Annotated in this window: 18 protein-coding genes; 7 read left to right on the forward strand and 11 right to left on the reverse strand. The window is 65.3% G+C overall.

The window, feature by feature from the left end:
• Nucleotides 1-7 precede the first annotated feature (7 nt).
• The 5 genes from C1924_RS17340 to C1924_RS17360 all read left to right on the forward strand — a co-directional run bounded on the left by C1924_RS17340 (nucleotide 8) and on the right by C1924_RS17360 (nucleotide 5,751).
• Nucleotides 8-1,309, forward strand: a complete 1,302-nt coding sequence (locus tag C1924_RS17340; RefSeq protein WP_108766418.1) for an ABC transporter permease — start codon at nucleotides 8-10, stop codon at nucleotides 1,307-1,309.
• A 20-nt stretch (nucleotides 1,310-1,329) separates the two neighbouring features.
• On the forward strand, nucleotides 1,330-2,547 hold the full coding sequence (locus C1924_RS17345; RefSeq protein WP_108766419.1) for an FtsX-like permease family protein: 1,218 nt from the start codon (nucleotides 1,330-1,332) through the stop codon (nucleotides 2,545-2,547).
• A gap of 1 nt (nucleotide 2,548) precedes the next feature.
• Nucleotides 2,549-2,941, forward strand: coding sequence for a PDZ domain-containing protein (locus C1924_RS17350; RefSeq protein ID WP_108766420.1), 393 nt, complete (start codon nucleotides 2,549-2,551; stop codon nucleotides 2,939-2,941).
• A 105-nt stretch (nucleotides 2,942-3,046) separates the two neighbouring features.
• Complete coding sequence (locus C1924_RS17355) at nucleotides 3,047-4,393, forward strand: sigma-54 dependent transcriptional regulator (protein WP_108766421.1); 1,347 nt, start codon at nucleotides 3,047-3,049, stop codon at nucleotides 4,391-4,393.
• On the forward strand, nucleotides 4,390-5,751 hold the full coding sequence (locus C1924_RS17360) for a HAMP domain-containing sensor histidine kinase (RefSeq protein ID WP_108766422.1): 1,362 nt from the start codon (nucleotides 4,390-4,392) through the stop codon (nucleotides 5,749-5,751). The genes C1924_RS17355 and C1924_RS17360 overlap by 4 nt, the downstream gene beginning before the upstream one ends.
• 192 nt (nucleotides 5,752-5,943) lie before the next feature.
• Here the strand turns inward: C1924_RS17360 and C1924_RS17365 are convergent, their stop codons facing one another.
• Together C1924_RS17365 and glmU are read right to left on the reverse strand one after the other, a co-directional pair.
• On the reverse strand, nucleotides 5,944-6,474 hold the full coding sequence (locus C1924_RS17365; protein ID WP_108766423.1) for a GNAT family N-acetyltransferase: 531 nt from the start codon (nucleotides 6,472-6,474) through the stop codon (nucleotides 5,944-5,946).
• On the reverse strand, nucleotides 6,443-7,810 hold the full coding sequence (gene glmU / locus C1924_RS17370; RefSeq protein ID WP_108766424.1) for a bifunctional UDP-N-acetylglucosamine diphosphorylase/glucosamine-1-phosphate N-acetyltransferase GlmU: 1,368 nt from the start codon (nucleotides 7,808-7,810) through the stop codon (nucleotides 6,443-6,445). Before glmU ends, C1924_RS17365 begins: the two co-directional genes overlap by 32 nt.
• Nucleotides 7,811-7,891: 81 nt before the next feature.
• Here glmU and C1924_RS17375 point away from each other — a divergent pair, with 81 nt between their 5' ends.
• A complete protein-coding gene (locus C1924_RS17375; RefSeq protein WP_108766425.1) occupies nucleotides 7,892-8,278 on the forward strand; it encodes a GtrA family protein in 387 nt (128 codons plus the stop codon).
• Between the two features lie 362 nt (nucleotides 8,279-8,640).
• Here the strand turns inward: C1924_RS17375 and C1924_RS17380 are convergent, their stop codons facing one another.
• The 9 genes from C1924_RS17380 to C1924_RS17420 all read right to left on the reverse strand — a co-directional run bounded on the left by C1924_RS17380 (nucleotide 8,641) and on the right by C1924_RS17420 (nucleotide 15,697).
• Entirely contained in the window at nucleotides 8,641-9,063 is a 423-nt protein-coding gene (locus tag C1924_RS17380) for a F0F1 ATP synthase subunit epsilon (protein ID WP_006471332.1), read from the reverse strand.
• Nucleotides 9,064-9,065: 2 nt separating this feature from the next.
• Nucleotides 9,066-10,472: a F0F1 ATP synthase subunit beta gene (atpD, locus tag C1924_RS17385; protein ID WP_108750369.1), complete on the reverse strand. Its 1,407-nt coding sequence runs from the start codon at nucleotides 10,470-10,472 to the stop codon at nucleotides 9,066-9,068.
• Nucleotides 10,473-10,509: 37 nt separating this feature from the next.
• Complete coding sequence (gene atpG, locus C1924_RS17390; RefSeq protein ID WP_006471334.1) at nucleotides 10,510-11,373, reverse strand: F0F1 ATP synthase subunit gamma; 864 nt, start codon at nucleotides 11,371-11,373, stop codon at nucleotides 10,510-10,512.
• A gap of 79 nt (nucleotides 11,374-11,452) precedes the next feature.
• The gene (atpA, locus tag C1924_RS17395) at nucleotides 11,453-13,000 is read right to left on the reverse strand and encodes a F0F1 ATP synthase subunit alpha (protein ID WP_006471335.1); all 1,548 of its coding nucleotides are present in this window, start codon (nucleotides 12,998-13,000) and stop codon (nucleotides 11,453-11,455) included.
• A gap of 44 nt (nucleotides 13,001-13,044) precedes the next feature.
• Nucleotides 13,045-13,572, reverse strand: coding sequence for a F0F1 ATP synthase subunit delta (locus C1924_RS17400; RefSeq protein ID WP_108766426.1), 528 nt, complete (start codon nucleotides 13,570-13,572; stop codon nucleotides 13,045-13,047).
• Nucleotides 13,573-13,574: 2 nt separating this feature from the next.
• Nucleotides 13,575-14,045: a F0F1 ATP synthase subunit B gene (locus C1924_RS17405; protein WP_005419512.1), complete on the reverse strand. Its 471-nt coding sequence runs from the start codon at nucleotides 14,043-14,045 to the stop codon at nucleotides 13,575-13,577.
• A gap of 106 nt (nucleotides 14,046-14,151) precedes the next feature.
• Complete coding sequence (atpE, locus tag C1924_RS17410) at nucleotides 14,152-14,457, reverse strand: F0F1 ATP synthase subunit C (RefSeq protein WP_005411133.1); 306 nt, start codon at nucleotides 14,455-14,457, stop codon at nucleotides 14,152-14,154.
• A 73-nt stretch (nucleotides 14,458-14,530) separates the two neighbouring features.
• A complete protein-coding gene (gene atpB, locus C1924_RS17415) occupies nucleotides 14,531-15,331 on the reverse strand; it encodes a F0F1 ATP synthase subunit A (RefSeq protein WP_108766427.1) in 801 nt (266 codons plus the stop codon).
• Between the two features lie 30 nt (nucleotides 15,332-15,361).
• Nucleotides 15,362-15,697: a hypothetical protein gene (locus C1924_RS17420; RefSeq protein WP_079223564.1), complete on the reverse strand. Its 336-nt coding sequence runs from the start codon at nucleotides 15,695-15,697 to the stop codon at nucleotides 15,362-15,364.
• A 493-nt stretch (nucleotides 15,698-16,190) separates the two neighbouring features.
• On the opposite strand from C1924_RS17420, the gene C1924_RS17425 reads away from it, so the two are divergent.
• Nucleotides 16,191-17,009, forward strand: coding sequence for a hypothetical protein (locus C1924_RS17425; protein ID WP_108766428.1), 819 nt, complete (start codon nucleotides 16,191-16,193; stop codon nucleotides 17,007-17,009).
• The last annotated feature ends 263 nt before the right edge of the window (nucleotides 17,010-17,272 follow it).

Genomic DNA, 17,272 nt, shown 5'->3' on the forward strand with positions numbered 1-17,272 from the left:
CCTGACCATGTTTGCCTACTACGCCCGACTGGCGGCGCGCAGTTTCCTCCGCAACAAGGTGCTGACCGCACTGATGGTGGTGGCCATCGCGCTGGGCATCGGCGCCTCGATGACCACCCTGACCGTCTTCCACGTGCTTTCCGGCGATCCGATTCCGGACAAGAGCGATCGCCTGTTCTACGTACAGCTGGACCCGGGCCCCCGCGGTGGCTACGTGCCCGGCGAGGAACCCAATTCGCAGATGACCCGCTTCGATGGCGAGGCCCTGCTGCGCGAGGCCAAGGCCGAACGCCAGGCGCTGATGAGCGGCGGCGGCGGCACCATCGAGCCGGACGCAAGCACCCTGCAGCCGTTCACGATCGATACCCGCTGGACCTCGGCCGATTTCTTCCCGATGTTCAACGTGCCGATGCAGTACGGCCGCCCGTGGACCCGCCAGGATGACGAGGGCCGCGCGCGCGTGGTGGTCATTTCCAAGGCACTGAACGACAAGCTGTACCAGGGCGGCAACAGCGTGGGCAAGGACATCCGCATGGATGGCCAGAGCTTCCGCATTGTCGGCGTAATGAAGGAATGGAACCCGGAACCGCAGTTCTTCGACCTGACCACCGGCAGCTACGGCAAGGATGAGGATCTGCTGCTGCCGGTCACCACCTCGTTCGACATGAAGCTGGGCAGCAACGGCAACATGAACTGCTTCGGCGAGAACCCGGACCGTGACAGCTATTCGTTGAACGCGCCGTGCACCTGGCTGCAGTACTGGGTCGAGGTGGATCCGGCCAAGGCCGATGACTTCCGCCGCTACCTGGAAAACTATTCCAGCCAGCAGCGCGAGGCCGGCCGCTTCGAGCGCCCGCCGAATGTGCGCCTGCGCAACGTGATGGAGTGGCTGGACTTCAACGGTGCCGTGCCCAGCGATGTGCGCCTGCAGCTGTGGCTGGCACTGGGCTTCCTGGGCGTGTGCCTGGTGAATACGGTGGGCCTGCTGCTGGCCAAGTTCCTGCGCCGCAGCGGTGAGATCGGCGTGCGCCGTGCGCTGGGTGCCAGCCGTGGCCAGATCTTCCTGCAGTGCCTGGTGGAAGCCGGTGCGGTGGGCGTGGTCGGCGGCGTACTCGGTATCGGCGTGGCGTTGCTGGGCCTGTTCGCCGTGCGCCAGCAGCCGGTGGACTACGCCAAGCTGGCCCACCTGGACGGCAGCATGCTGCTGCTGGCCATCGGCCTGACCCTGTTTGCCAGCATTGCCGCTGGTTTCCTGCCGGCCTGGCGCGCGATGCAGGTCACCCCGGCCATCCAGCTCAAGTCGCAGTAAGTACCGGAACGAGGACTCCCATGGACATCCGCCCCATCCTCAGCACCCTGCGCCGGCACAAGACCGCCGCCGCATTGATCGTGCTGGAAGTCGCCCTGACCTGCGCCATCGTCTGCAACGCGCTGTTCCTGGTCAGCCAGCGCGTGGAAAAGATCAGCATGCCCAGCGGCATCGCCGAAAACGAACTGGTGATGGTCCGCGTCAGCGGCATCGGCAAGCAGACCAATGGCATGGCCCGCACCCGCGAGGACCTGGCCTCGCTGCGCGCCATTCCCGGTGTCACCAGCGCCACCATCATCAACCAGCTGCCGTTCCGTGGCGGCTCGTCCAGCAGCAGCATCCAGCGCCAGCAGGACCAGGAACGGCCGACCACTGAAGCATCGATGTACACGATGTCCGAGGATGGCATCCGCACGATGGGCATCAATGTGATCGCCGGGCGTGACTTCCGGCCTGACGAATACATGGACTATGCCGTCGTCTCCAAGGCGGGCTCCACGGACCAGGCCGTGCCGGTGATCTTCAGCCAGGCCACGGCCGCGAAGATGGAGCCCGATGGCAGCGCGCTGGGCAAGACCTACTACATGGGCAAGCAGCCGCTGCACGTCATCGGCATCGTCGACACGCTCACCACGCCCACCGGCTGGGATGACAACTGGAACGAGTCGATGCTGTTGCCGCTGCGCCGTGGCTTCGACGAAGGCGGCACCTACATGCTGCGTACCGCCCCGGAGCGCCGCGATGAAGTGCTCAAGGCCGCCGTGGCCGCACTGGAGCGCAACGATGCCAACCGCCTGATGCGCGACAAGAAGACCTACGAGGACCAGCGCAACGACTACTTCAAGAACGACCGCGCCATGGTCGGCCTGCTGGTGACGGTGTGCATCGCGCTGCTGGTGGTCACCGCGCTGGGCATCATCGGCCTGGCCAGCTTCTGGGTGCAGCAGCGCAGCAAGCAGATCGGCATCCGCCGTGCACTGGGTGCCACCCGTGGGCAGATCCTGCGCTACTTCCAGACCGAGAACTTCCTGCTGGCCACACTGGGCATCGTGCTGGGCATGCTGGCTGCGTATGCGATCAACCTGGCGCTGATGAACATGTACGAGCTGCCGCGCATGCCGCTGCTGTACCTGCCGCTGGGCGCGGTGCTGCTGTGGGTGCTGGGCCAGATTGCCGTGTTCGGCCCGGCGCGGCGCGCCGCCGCCGTGCCGCCCGCCGTCGCCACGCGGGGGGCCTGACATGCGCGCCCTGGCCCTGGCGATTGCGTTGACCCTGCCGGTGCCGGCGCTTGCCGGCAGCAGCACGGTGCAGACGATGAACTGGCAGCAGGATGGCGCGCGGCTGGCACTGCGTTCCACCGAAGGCCAGGTGGAGGTCGAGGCGGCCAGGCCCGAGGCCCGCTTCGGCGTGCGCCGCGGCGACCGCATCCTGCGCGTGGACGACACCCCGGTGCGGCAGATCGACCAGCTGGCCGCCGCGCTGGGTACGACCGGCAAGGCGCAGGCCTACCTGCTGCTGCGCCGCGACGGCCGCACCTTCAGCGTGCCGGTGGCGGTGGCTCCCTGGAAAGCGGTGCTGGTACCGCCCGCCCCGCCGCCACCACCACCACCGCCCCCGCCGCCGGGGCGCTGAAATTCCCCGGCTCCTGCGGGGCCACGGGTTTGGCTATGCTTGATGGGTAGCGCTTGCCGGTCCCGGCTCTCTCGGCGCTGCCCATCCCTTTCCCAGAACGCTTCCATGCCCGCGATCCTGATCATCGACGACAACGCCAGCGTGGGCACCGCCCTGGACGTGCTGTTCTCCCTGCATGACATCGACACCCTGCAGGCGCAGAGCCCAGCCGAGGGCCTGGCGATGCTGGAAGCACATGCCGTCGACCTGGTCATCCAGGACATGAACTTCACCGAGGACACCACCTCCGGCGAGGAAGGCGAGGCCCTGTTCGCGCAGATCCGCGCGCGCCACCCGGACCTGCCGGTCATCCTGCTGACGGCGTGGACGCACCTCAGCAGCGCGGTGGATCTGGTCAAGGCCGGCGCCGCCGATTACCTGGCCAAGCCCTGGGACGACCGCAAGCTGCTGACCACGGTCAACAACCTGCTGGAACTGTCCGAAGCCCGTCGCGAGCTGGACCAGCGGCGTGCGCGCGAGGCACGCCAGCGCCATGCGCTGGAAGAAAAGTACGCGCTGTGCGACGCGGTCTTTGCCGATCCCGCCAGCGAGCGTGTGATCGCCTTGGCCTGCCAGGTCGCCCGCTCGGAACTGCCCGTTCTCATCACCGGCCCCAACGGCGCAGGCAAGGAAAAGATCGCGCAGATCATCCAGGCCAATTCGCTGGTGGCCAAGGGTCCGTTCGTGGCGGTGAACTGCGGTGCCCTGCCCTCCGAACTGATCGAAGCCGAACTGTTCGGCGCTGAAGCTGGGGCCTATACCGGCGCCAACAAGGCGCGCGAGGGCAAGTTTGAAGCCGCCGATGGCGGCACGCTGTTCCTGGACGAGATCGGCAACCTGTCGCTGGGTGGGCAGATGAAACTGCTGCGCGTGCTGGAAACCGGTCGCTTCGAGCGCCTGGGTTCCAACCGCGAACGACAGGTCAAGGTGCGGGTGGTCAGCGCCACCAACGCCGACATACCGGCGATGATCCGCGATGGCAGCTTCCGCGAAGATCTCTATTACCGCCTCAACACCGTGGAGTTGGTACTGCCGCCGTTGGCCGAACGCCCCGGCGACATCGTGCCGCTGGCCGAGCGCTTCCTCACCGCTGGCAAGCCGCTGTCCAGCGCTGCCACGGCGGCGCTGCAGCGCCACCCATGGCCGGGCAACGTGCGCGAGCTGCGCAATGTGATCCAGCGCGCCGAACTGCTGGCCAGCGGCAACCGCATCGAAGTGGCCGACCTGAACCTGCCGCGCGCCCCGGCCGCACCACGCCCCGCCGCCAGCGCCGGCAACGACCCCGACCGTGCGCGCATCGAAGACGTGCTGGCCCGCAACCACGGCGTCATCGCCCAGGCGGCCGCCGAACTGGGCCTGAGCCGCCAGGCGCTGTACCGTCGCATGGACCGCCACGGTATTCCGCGCGAATGAAGCGACGCTCCTTCACCTTCCGCCTGTTCCTGCGCCTGCTGCCGGTGCTGGCGCTGGCCGCCGCGCTGCCGTGGCTGCTGGCCTATTGGATGAACCATGGCTGGTGGGTGACGGGCATTTCCACCGCCGTGCTGCTGGCGCTGATGTGGTGGTCGCTGCGCCGTGCCACTGCGCCAGTGCGTTCGCTGATGCGCGCCCTGGCCGGCACCACCAGCAGCTACCGCGATGGTGAATTCAACTTCGGCGTGTACTGGCCGGGCAACGACGAACTGGGCGACCTGGTCGAGGCGCACCGTGAACTGGGCGATGTGCTGCGCGAGCAGCGCCAGGGCCTGGTGCAGCGCGAACTGCTGCTGGACACGATGGTGCAGAACACGCCGGTCGCCATGCTGCTCATCGCCGCCGGTGGCGATGGCATTTCGCGGGTGGTGTTTTCCAACCTGGCCGCACGCAAGCTGCTGCACGGCGGCTGGAAACTGGAAGGCCAGCGCATGGAAGATGTGCTGGAACAACTGCCGGTGGAACTGCGCGATGCCATCGCACGCGGCGGCGACAGTCTGTTCGCGGTGCGCGCGGAGGTGGAGGACGGCGTCGAGCCGGATGAAGACGACGAGCAGGTCTACCACCTGTCGCGGCGTGCCTTCCATCTGAACGGCCGCCCCCACGACCTGCTGCTGGTGCGCCAGCTGACCGCCGAACTGCGCCGCCAGGAAGTGCAGACGTGGAAGAAGGTGATCCGCGTGATCAGCCACGAGTTGAACAATTCGTTGGCCCCCATTGCCTCACTGGCGCATTCCGGTGGCGAACTGGTCAAGCGCGAACGCTTCGACCGCCTGCCCGAGATCTTCAGTACCATCGAGGACCGCGCGCGCCATCTGGAAGGCTTCATCCGCGGCTACGCGCGCTTTGCCAAGCTGCCACAGCCGCAGCTGCAGACCGTGCACTGGGCGCCGTTCCTGTCCAGCCTGCGCCAGCAGATTCCCTTCCACATGGACCGCGAGCCGGATGAGACGATGAGCAGCCGCATCGACATCGCCCAGTTCGGCCAGGCACTGTTGAATCTGCTGAAGAACGCGCACGAAGCCTGCGCCGAAGCGGACCCGCCCAATGACGATGTGCAGGTGCAGCTGACCCGGCTGCCGCAGTGGCTGCGCCTGGATGTCCTGGACCGCGGCAAGGGCATGAACGAGCAGGTGCTGCAGAACGCGCTGATGCCGTTCTATTCCACCAAGCGCAACGGCACCGGGCTGGGCCTGGCGCTGACCCGCGAGATTGTCGAGGCGCATGGTGGACGCGTGTCACTGCAGAACCGTGGTGACGGCGGGTTGTGCGTGTCGATCCTGCTGCCGGTCAGCTGATGGGTGGGCTTATCCACGCATGGCGTGGATCTACTGGACCGCGCCCACGCATGGCGTGGATCTACTGGACCGCGCCCACGCATGGCGTGGATCTACTGGACCGCGCCCACGCATGGCGTGGATCTACTGGACCGCGCCCACGCATGGCGTGGAGGGCTTTCCCGGCCCGGTGCGGGCATCCACGTGCTGCCACTACAGAGCCCGACGCATCGCCACGCGCAGGTGCATCGGAAAACCCAACGCGGCCTCCTCGGCCATCACCGCCTGCAACCCCGCACCCCACTGCCCGGGCTGCACCACGTCGAAGCCTTCGCTCGTATAGAAAGCCGCATTCCACGGCACATCCAACAGCGTGGTCAGCACGGCAGACGCAAAGCCGTCGGCGTGGGCCACGGCCAGTGCATTGCGCAGCAATGCGCGACCCAAGCCCTGCCGCGCATGGGCCGGATCCACGTCCATCTGCAGCACATGGAACGCGCTGTCCAGCTGCCCGGCCAGCAGATAACCGGCGACGGTACCGGCAACCTCGACGACCCACAGCTGTCCACGCTGCAGTCCTGCATGCAGGGTTGGCAGGTCCAATCCATGCGCGGCGAACACCGTGTAGGCCGGGTGGCCCTTCAGCCGCTCGCCCGCGCGTCGCTCGATGCCGGGCAGCAGGCCCAGATCATCGACGCGCGCCAGCCTCGGCTCAGGACTTTTTGACCGGCCGCTTCCAGCCATCAATGGTTTCCTGCCGCGCGCGGCCCAGGGTCAACTTGCCGTCCGGCGCGTTGCGGGTGATGACCGAACCGGCGGCGATGGTCGCGCCTTCGCCAATCGTCACCGGTGCCACCAGCGCGCTGTTGGAGCCGATGAAGGCATGGTCACCGATGGTGGTGGTCGACTTGTTCACGCCGTCGTAGTTGCAGGTAATCGTGCCGGCTCCAATGTTCACCTTGCTGCCGATGACCGCATCGCCCAGGTAGGTGAGGTGATTGGCCTTGCTGCCCACGCCCAACGTGACCTTCTTGGTTTCCACGAAGTTGCCCACGTGCACGCCATCGGCCAGCACGGTGCCGGGGCGCAGGCGTGCGAACGGGCCGATCTGCGCGGCACCTTCGGTCACCACGCCTTCCAGATCGCAGTGCGCACGCACTTCGGTGCCCGGCCCCAGGCGGACATCCTTCAAGCGGGTGAACGGGCCCACGGTCACGCCATCGGCCAGGTCCACCTTGCCTTCAAGAATCACATCGACATCGATCAGCACATCGCTGCCGACCGTAACCTCGCCGCGGATGTCCAACCGCGCCGGATCGAGCACGCGTGCGCCCTGCGCGCACAGGGCACGCACGGCACGGCGCTGCCAGGCGCGTTCCAGCTGCGAGAGCTGCCACGGATCGTTCGCGCCTTCGGCTTCCTGCGCATCGGACACCAGCGCCATTTCAGCGGGGGTGTATTCGTGCGCGGCGAAGGCGAACACGTCGGTGAGGTAGTACTCGCCCTGCGCGTTGCTGTTGGACAGCTGCGAAAGCCAGCGGCGCAGCGCGGTCGATTCGGCGGCGATGATGCCGGTGTTGATGGTGCGCACGCGCAGCTGGTCGTCGTTGGCGTCCTTCTGCTCGACGATGGAGCCGACGCGGCCTTCGGCATCGCGCAGCACGCGGCCGTAGCCGGTCGGGTCTTCGACGTCGGCCACCAGCACCGCCAGCCGGCCCGGCTGGGCCAGCAGGTGGCGCAGGGTGTCGGCACGGATGAGCGGCACGTCGCCATACAGCACCAGCACCTGCGCCGCATCGGGCACGTCCGGCATGGCCTGGGCCACGGCATGGCCGGTACCCAGCTGCTGCGCCTGTTCGGCCCACAACAGATCGGGCTGGCCGGCGAAGTGCTGGCGGACCGCTTCCCCGCCGTGCCCGTACACCACATGGATGGCGGCCGGCTGCAGCTCGCGGGCGGCGGCGATCACATGGGCCAGCATGGGCTGGCCGGCAATCGGCTGCAGCACCTTCGGCAGCACGGATTTCATGCGCTTGCCAGCGCCGGCGGCGAGGATGATGACGTGCAGGGCTTGGGTCATGGGCAGCGGTCCGTGGTTCGTTGCCGGTGATTCTAGAGCGTCGGCCGTTAACATGGCGGCCTGCCCGCCACGATCTCCACCATGAGCCTGCTCCGCCAGGGAAGCGCCTACATCATCATCGGCCTGCTGCAGCTGCTGCTGGACTGGCTGGTGTTCGTCGCCCTCACGGCGGCAGGTGTGCCGGTGGCGCCGGGCAACATCGCCGGGCGCGTGGCCGGCATGCTGCTGGGCTTCTGGTTGAACGGGCGGATCACCTTTGCCGATGCGCAGGGCCAGCAGCGCCTGGGCTGGCGGCGCTTTGCCCGGTTCCTGCCGCTGTGGCTGCTGCTGACGGCGGCCAGCACGCTGCTGGTCTCCACCGCCCATCATGCGCTGGGCCTGCAGTACGCGTGGCTGGCCAAGCCGCTGGTGGAAGGCGGGCTGGCGTGCGTGTCGTTCGTGCTGCTGCGTTACGTGGTGTATCGCTGAGGGACGGGTAGAGTCGACCGTTGGTCGACTGTTCTTCCGGGGTGCCGCGGAAAACCCGCGCTCCGCGCGATAGTCGACCAACGGTCGACTCTACCCCGTCGGTTCTTCCCGTACGTTTTTTTCCCGTACGTTTTTTTCCCGTACGTTTTTTTCCCGTACGTTTTTTTCCCGTACGTTTTTTTCCCGTACGGTTTTTTCCCGTACGGTTTTTCCGGTCGGTTTTTCCCCGTCGTACTTTGCCCGGTCGATGTGTCGCGCCGTTGGATTTACCCCGCCGGTAACGCGCCAGCCCATTCCAGCGCCGGCGGCTCAAACAAAAACGCCGGCACTAGGCCGGCGTTTCTGCGGGTGTGGCGCGAACCTCAGTGCTTGAGGGTCTTGCGCAGGCGCTCCAGCGCCTGCAGCTGCACCACGGCTTCGGCCAGCTTCTGCTGGGCCTCGGCAATTTCCATGGCTTCACCGCGGTTGGCCAGGATGCGCTCGGCTTCTTCCTTGGCCTTGCGGACCGAGGCTTCGTCGATGTCCTGCGCGCGGATCGCGGTGTCGGCCAGCACGGTCACCACCTGCGGCTGCACTTCCAGAATGCCGCCGGAAATGGCGAAATCCAGCTGCTCGCCGTTGGGCGTGGTGACCACGACCTTGCCGGGCTTGAGTCGGGTGATCAGCGGGGCGTGCTTGGGCGCAATGCCCAGCTCGCCCAGCTCACCGGTCGCCACGACCAGGGTCGCTTCGCCACGGAAGATTTCCTGTTCAGCGCTGACGATGTCGCAACGAATGGTGCTCATGATCAGGCCTTCTCAGCCATCTTCTTGGCCTTCTCAACCGCTTCTTCGATGCCGCCGACCATGTAGAACGCCTGCTCCGGCAGGTGGTCGTACTCGCCATCGACGATGGCCTTGAAGCCACGGATGGTGTCCTTCAGCGGCACGTACTTGCCCGGCGAACCGGTGAACACTTCGGCCACGTGGAACGGCTGGCTGAAGAAGCGCTCGATCTTGCGGGCGCGCGACACGGCCTGCTTGTCTTCTTCGGACAGTTCGTCCATGCCCAGGATGGCGATGATGTCCTTCAGTTCCTTGTACTTCTGCAGGGTCTGCTGGACGCGCTGGGCGGTGTCGTAGTGCTCGTGGCCGATGACCAGCGGGTCCATCTGGCGGCTGGTGGAATCCAGCGGATCGACGGCCGGGTAGATACCCAGCGAGGCGATCGAACGCGACAGGGTGACGGTCGAGTCCAGGTGGGCGAAGGTGGTCGCCGGCGACGGGTCGGTCAGGTCGTCCGCGGGAACGTAGACGGCCTGGATCGAGGTGATCGAACCGTTTTTGGTCGAGGTGATGCGCTCCTGCAGAACGCCCATTTCCTCGGCCAGGGTCGGCTGGTAACCCACGGCGGACGGCATACGGCCCAGCAGTGCCGACACTTCGGTACCGGCCAGGGTGTAGCGGTAGATGTTGTCGACGAACAGCAGGACGTCCTTACCCTTGCCGTTTTCGTCCTTCTCATCGCGGAAGTACTCAGCCATGGTCAGGCCGGTCAGGGCGACGCGCAGACGGTTGCCCGGCGGCTCGTTCATCTGGCCGTACACCATCGCCACCTTGTCCAGGACGTTGGAGTCCTTCATTTCGTGGTAGAAATCGTTGCCCTCACGGGTACGCTCACCCACGCCGGCGAACACGGACAGACCGCTGTGCGCCTTGGCGATGTTGTTGATCAGTTCCATCATGTTGACGGTCTTGCCGACGCCGGCGCCGCCGAACAGGCCGACCTTGCCGCCCTTGGCGAACGGGCACATCAGGTCGATGACCTTGATGCCGGTTTCCAGCAGTTCGGTGGCCGGGGACTGGTCTTCGTACGACGGGGCCGCACGGTGGATTTCCCAGCTGTCGCTGGCGGCCACCGGGCCGGCTTCGTCGATCGGACGGCCCAGCACGTCCATGATGCGGCCCAGGGTGCCGGCGCCGACCGGCACGGAAATGCCGCGGTCGGTGTTGATGGCCACCAGGTTGCGCTTCAGGCCGTCGGTGGAACCGAGGGCGATGGTACGCACCACGCCGTCGCCCAGCTGCTGCTGGACTTCGAGGGTGATTTCGGTGTTTTCGACCTTCAGTGCGTCGTACACCTTCGGCACCGACTCACGCGGGAATTCGACGTCGACGACCGCGCCGATGATCTGAACGATCTTGCCCTGACTCATTGCTGCATCCTCTAATGTGTGCTTTGAACGAACGCGGTCAGACTGCTGCCGCGCCGCCGACGATTTCGGAGATTTCCTGGGTGATCGCTGCCTGGCGCGCCTTGTTGTAGACGAGCTGCAGGGTACCGATCAGCTTGTTGGCGTTGTCGCTCGCCGCCTTCATCGCAACCATGCGTGCAGCATGCTCGGAGGCGACGTTTTCCAGCAGTGCCTGGTACACCAGCGACTCGATGTAACGCGTCATCACGTGCTCCAGCACGGTCGCGGCATCGGGTTCGTACAGGTAGTCCCAGTCGTGGTGAGCGACCTGCTTCTCAGCCGGCGGCAGCGGCAGCAGCTGATCGAAGCTGGCCTTCTGCGTCATGGTGTTCACGAAGCGGTTGTAGACCAGGTACACGCGGTCGACCTTGCCTTCGGTGAAGGCGTCGAGCATGACCTTGATCACACCGATCAGCGATTCCAGCTTCGGCACGTCGCCGATGTGGGTCACGCTGCCGACCATGTTGACCTTCACGCGGCGGAAGAAGGTCGATGCCTTCTGGCCGATGGTCACCAGGTCCACTTCAGCACCCTTGTCCTGCCATGCCTTGGCTTCGCCCAGCATCTTGCGGAACAGGTTGTTGTTCAGGCCGCCTGCCAGGCCGCGATCGGAGGAGATCACGATGAACCCGACCCGCTTGACCTGCTCGCGCTCGACCAGGAACGGATGCTGGTAATCGGTGCTGGCCTGGGCCAGGTGGCCGATCACCTGCTTCATCGCCTGCGCGTACGGACGCGAGGTCTTCATCCGATCCTGCGCCTTGCGGATCTTGGAGGCCGAGACCATTTCCAGGGCGCGCGTCACCTTGCGGGTGTTCTGCACGCTCTTGATCTTGGTTTTGATTTCGCGTCCGCTTGCCATCTTTGATTCCCGTAGAGCGGGGCCGTTGCCCCGCTGCATTCAACGGTGCAGCGGGGCCAGGCCCCGCCACACGTCCGTCTTACCAGCTGCCGGTGGTCTTGAACTCGGCGATGCCCTTCTTGAAGGCACCTTCGATGTCGTTGTCCCAACCGCCGGTGGCGTTGACCTTGCCGACCAGCTCGCCCTGGGTGTTGGCGAAGTGGGCGTGCAGGCCTTCTTCAAAGGCCAGCAGCTTGTTCACCGGCACGTCGTCGAGGTAACCCTCGTTGACGGCGTAGATCGACAGCGCCTGGTTGGCGATGGACATCGGCGCGTACTGCTTCTGCTTCATCAGCTCGGTGACGCGCTGGCCACGCTCCAGCTGCTTGCGGGTCGCTTCGTCCAGGTCGGAAGCGAACTGCGCGAACGCAGCCAGTTCACGGTACTGGGCCAGCGAGATACGGATGCCGCCCGACAGCTTCTTGATGATCTTGGTCTGGGCCGAGCCACCGACGCGCGACACCGAGATACCGGCGTTCACGGCCGGGCGGATGCCGGCGTTGAACAGGTCGGTTTCCAGGAAGATCTGGCCGTCGGTGATCGAGATCACGTTGGTCGGAACGAAGGCGGACACGTCGCCAGCTTGGGTTTCGATGATCGGCAGCGCGGTCAGCGAACCGGTCTTGCCGGTGACCTTGCCTTCGGTGAACTTCTCGACGTATTCCTCGGACACGCGGGCAGCGCGCTCGAGCAGACGGGAGTGCAGGTAGAACACGTCACCCGGGTAGGCTTCACGGCCCGGCGGGCGCTTCAGCAGCAGCGAGATCTGGCGGTAGGCCACGGCCTGCTTGGACAGATCGTCGTACACGATCAGGGCGTCTTCGCCGCGGTCCATGAAGTACTCACCCATGGTGCAGCCCGAGTAGGCGCTGATGTACTGCATGGCAGCCGATTCGGAAGCGGTGGCGGCAACCACGATGGTGTGGGCCAGCGCGCCGTTCTCTTCCAGCTTGCGCACGATGTTGGCGATGGTCGAAGCCTTCTGGCCGATCGCAACGTAGACGCACTTGATGCCGGTGCCCTTCTGGTTGATCACCGCATCGATGGCCATCGCGGTCTTGCCGGTCTGGCGGTCGCCGATGATCAGCTCGCGCTGGCCACGGCCGATCGGGATCATGGCGTCGACCGACTTGTAACCGGTCTGCACCGGCTGGTCGACCGACTTGCGCCAGATCACGCCCGGAGCAACGCGCTCCACCGGAGCGGTCAGGTCGGTGCCCAGCGGGCCCTTGCCGTCGATCGGCTCGCCCAGCGCGTTCACGACGCGGCCCAGCAGTTCCGGACCCACCGGCACTTCCAGGATGCGGCCGGTGGTCTTGGCGACGTCGCCTTCGCGCAGGTGCTCGTAGTCACCCAGAACCACGGCGCCGACCGAGTCGCGCTCCAGGTTCAGGGCCAGGGCGAAGGTGTTGTTCGGCAGTTCGATCATTTCGCCCTGCATCACGTCGGCCAGACCGAAGATGCGCACGATGCCGTCGGACACGCTGGTCACGGTGCCTTCGTTGCGCGATTCCGCGGCCAGCTTGACCTTCTCGATGCGGTTCTTGATCAGTTCGCTGATTTCGGAGGGGTTGAGCGTGGTTGCCATCGTCAAGTCCTAGTGCCGGCAGCGGGGCCGGACGTTAAATGAATTCAGTTAGCGAGCGCGGTCTGCAGACGGGCCAGCTTGCCCTTCAGCGAACCATCGATGACCACGTCGCCGGCGTCGATGACGGCACCGCCGATCAGCGAGGCATCGACCGCGGTGGTCACTTCGACCTCGCGGTTGAAGCGCTTGCGCAGTGCGACCTTGATCGCGTCCAGCTCACCGGCCGACAGTTCGGCCGCCGAGGTCACCGTGGCCTTGACCACGTGCTCGGCTTCGGCGCGCAGGGCGTCGAACATGCCTGCGATTTCCGGCAGCAGCGGCAGACGATGCGATTCGGCCAGCACGGCGAGGAAACGTGCGTAGGTTTCACCGTGGGCTTCCGGCGCCAGCAGTGCGACAGCGTCGTCGCGACCCAGCTCCGGGTTGGCGAGCAGGGCCGCCACGCGCGGATCGGCGGCGACGTGGGCGGAGAACGCCAGGGCGTCCGACCACGGCGCGAACGTGCCTTCGTCGCGCGCGGTCGCGAAGGCGGCGCGGGCGTACGGGCGGGCAAGCGTGAGGGCCTGGCTCATCCTTAGATCTCCGAGGCCAGCTCGTCGAGCAGCGCCTTGTGGGCGTTGGCGTCGATTTCGCGCTTGAGCAGCTTTTCGGCACCGGTCACGGCCAGCGCGGACACCTGCTTGCGCAGATCTTCACGGGCACGGTTGGCGGCGGCGTCGATTTCAGCCTGGGCCAGTTCCTTCTGACGGGTGGCTTCGGTGATCGCTTCGTTACGGGCAGCATCAACGATCTGGTTGGCGCGCGCGTGGGCCTGGTCGATGATCTCGTTGGCCTTGGTGCGTGCTTCTTTCAGCGCTTCGTTGACCTTCTCCTGCGCCTGGGCCAGATCTTTCTGGCTGCGGTCGGCAGCAGCGAGGCCTTCAGCGATCTTCTGCTGGCGCTCTTCGATCGCGTTCATCAGCGGCGGCCAGATCTTGGTCGCGATGATCCAGATCAGACCAGCGAAGGCGAGCGCCTGCGCAAGAAGGGTGAAATTGATATTCATGGTTAGCTCGATCGCTGGTTTCGGGGTGGACGCGCCGCCGTAGCGGCGCATCCGGCCTTCATCCGAAACCGGGTGCATCAGCACCCGGTCGTCTCAAACCGCTGTATCAGCCGGCCAGAGCCTTGGTGACGGCGCCAGCGAAGGCGGCCGACAGCGGGTTGGCGAAGGCCAGCAGCAGGCCGACAGCGACCGAGATGATGAACGCGGCGTCGATCAGGCCGGCGGTGATGAACATGCGGACCTGCAGGACCGGGATCAGTTCCGGCTGGCGGGCGGCCGACTCCAGGAACTTACCAGCCATGATGGCCAGACCCAGACCGGCGCCCAGCGCGGCCAGGCCGATCATGATGCCGACGGCAAGGGCGGTGGAGCTCTGAATCTGCGCGAAGTTGGTCAGGACGGCGAAGTACATGGTTATCTCCAGGAACTAAGTTGCTAAGGGTGATGAAACGGATGAAGGTTGAAACGCGTTGAAGCTTGGAACTTTAGTGAGCGTCTTCCGACAGGCTCAGGTACACGATCGACAGCATCATGAAGATGAAGGCCTGCAGCGGGATCACCAGCAGGTGGAACAGCATCCAGCCCAGACCGAATGCACCACCGGCAATGGCACCGAAGAAACCGGCACCACCCAGCACCCAGATCAGCAGGAACACGATTTCGCCGCCGAACATGTTGCCGAACAGTCGCATCGCCAGCGAGATCGGCTTGCTCAGCCACTCGACGATGTTGAGGATCAGGTTGAACGGCATCATCCACTTGCCGAACGGCGCCGTCAGGAATTCCTTGATGAAACCGCCCAGACCCTTCGCACGCAGGGCGAAGAACAGCATCAGGAAGAACACGCTGAAGGCCATGCCCAAGGTGGCGTTGACGTCAGCGGTCGGCACCGGCTTCCAGTAGTGGATACCGGCCATCTCCAGCGGCTTGGCGATGAAATCGGCCGGGATCATCTTCAGCAGATTCATCAGCAGAATCCAGAAGAAGATGGTGATGGCGATCGGCGTGACCAGCTTGCTCTTGCCGTGGTAGGTGTCCTTGGCCTGGCGGTCAACGAACTCCAGGCAGATTTCCACGAAGGCCTGCCACTTGCCCGGCACACCGGCGGTGGCCTTGCGGGTACCCATCCAGAACGCGACCACGATCACCAGGCCCATCAGGACGGCGGTGAGGAAGGTATCGACGTGGATGTGCCAGAACATCCCTTCGCCGTTGCCGACCGGTGCGGTCAGGTTCTGCAGGTGATGCTGGATGTAGCTGGTAGGGGTTAGAGCCTCGCCCGCCATGTGTCCGGAACCTTAGTTAATTGAATTCTGTCAACGCCTGGCCAGAGCCAGGACCTGGAACATCAAACCGACGGCGATACCGGCCAACAGCGCCAATGCAGGCAGCTTGAAGACCAGGAAACCCGCCAGCAGGACGCCGAAAACCACTGCCCACTTCGCCACCACGGCAATGATCAGGCGAGCCATCGCCGAACCTGCCGCGACCGCGCCCCCGCTCAGTGCCATCCGCGCCGCCACCCATCCCCCTGCCGAGACCGCCACGCCGGACAGCAGCGCACCCAGTGCGGCTTTCTGCCCTGCCAGCAGCAGGAATGCCAGAGCCAGGACAGCCACTGCAACAAGCGGATAGACCGCGGCGCGCAGCATCAGTCGCCGACCCGCTTCAACGGAGTTCAGCACAGGATGTCCCACATGGTTCTGGTGAAGGGCGGAGGCGCTTACAGCGTGCGTGCCTCATCGAGCCGCCAAATTATAGCAATGGGACAATTTGCGAGACAACCGCTGCCTGTTCATCCCGGAGGCCGCAAGTTGCCGAATCGGCAGGATTTTTAGCGCCCACAGGGGGGACAATAGCGTCCACGCCATGTTGCGGTGCAGCGTATTCAACTTTGGTCGCAGGCCCCGGAACTTTCCAGCGCCGGATGTGTCCTACCTTCCGACCTGCCCGCAGCAACCTCGTCGACGCTTCGCCCCGCAGGTCCCAGGATGGCCCCGTAGTCCGCTCCGGGGCCATCTTCTTTGCAGCGCCGTGACGGCGCTGAACCGTCCACGCAACGTGGACCATACGTTCACGTAGGGTGGACGAGCACGTCCGGCACAGTGGCCTTCATTCCGAATTAACCACTGCAAGGACTCTGCGATGCGCCCTGTACCCACCCTGCTCGCCCTCTCGCTGCTCGCCGCTGGCGCGTCGTTTGCCAATGCTGCCCACGCTGCGGAGGGCGATCCGCGCTTCACGCTGCGCGTGGGTGCGATGAACATCGAGAACGACAACACCATCCGCGGCAACACCACGGTTGCCGGCCAGGACGTCAACGTCAGCGAAGACTTCAAGATGGGCGGCAAGGAGTGGGAGCCGCGCATTGATGGCGTGTTCCGCGTCAGCGACCGCCAGCGCCTGATCTTCGACTACTTCAAGTGGGACAAGGACCGCCGCGAGACGCTGGATGACGGCATTGCCTTCGGCCAGATCAACGTGCCGGACGGCAGCTTCGTCAAGGCCGAACTGAAGTACCAGGTCGCCAGCCTGGTGTACGACTACTCGGTGGTGGACACCGAAAAGTTCGACCTGGGCCTGCAACTGGGTGCCGAATGGGCCAAGGTCAGCGCCAAGGGCTTTGCCGACCTGGGCAACGTCTACAACGGTCGCTTCCTGGATGAGAGCGAAAGCGGCGTGGCCCCGGTGGTGGGCGCGCGCCTGAGCTTCAATCCGGCCGAGCGCTGGCTGATCAACATCCAGGGCCAGTACCTGAACACCAAGTGGGGCAGCTTCGATGACTACGACGGCGACCTGAGCCGCGCCAACGCCATTGTGGAGTATCGCTTCACCGAGACCTTCGGTGTCTTCGCCGGCTATGACTGGTTCAAGCTGGACGTCGACCAGAAGGGCAGCGACGGTGTGGTGGGCCTGAAGCAGGAGTTCAAGGGCCCGATCGCGGGCGTCAGCCTGACCTTCTGATCGCGCGCAACCTGATCTCTCCAGCGCGGCGCCCGGGCAACCGGCGCCGCGTTTTTCATGTCTGCCGCAGCGGAATGGTTGAATCGACTGTCAATCGAGAGGCCGGTAGAGTCGACTGTCAGTCGACTATCGCGCGCAGCGCGGGCAGTTCGTGCACGGACGGCAAAATCAGTCGACTGACAGTCGACTCTACCCAAGCAGCTATCGCGCGCAGCACGCGCCGCATGAGGCCGGTAGAGTCGACTGTCAGTCGACTATCGCGC

It is taken from the genome of Stenotrophomonas sp. ESTM1D_MKCIP4_1 (assembly GCF_003086895.1).
Lineage (GTDB): Bacteria > Pseudomonadota > Gammaproteobacteria > Xanthomonadales > Xanthomonadaceae > Stenotrophomonas.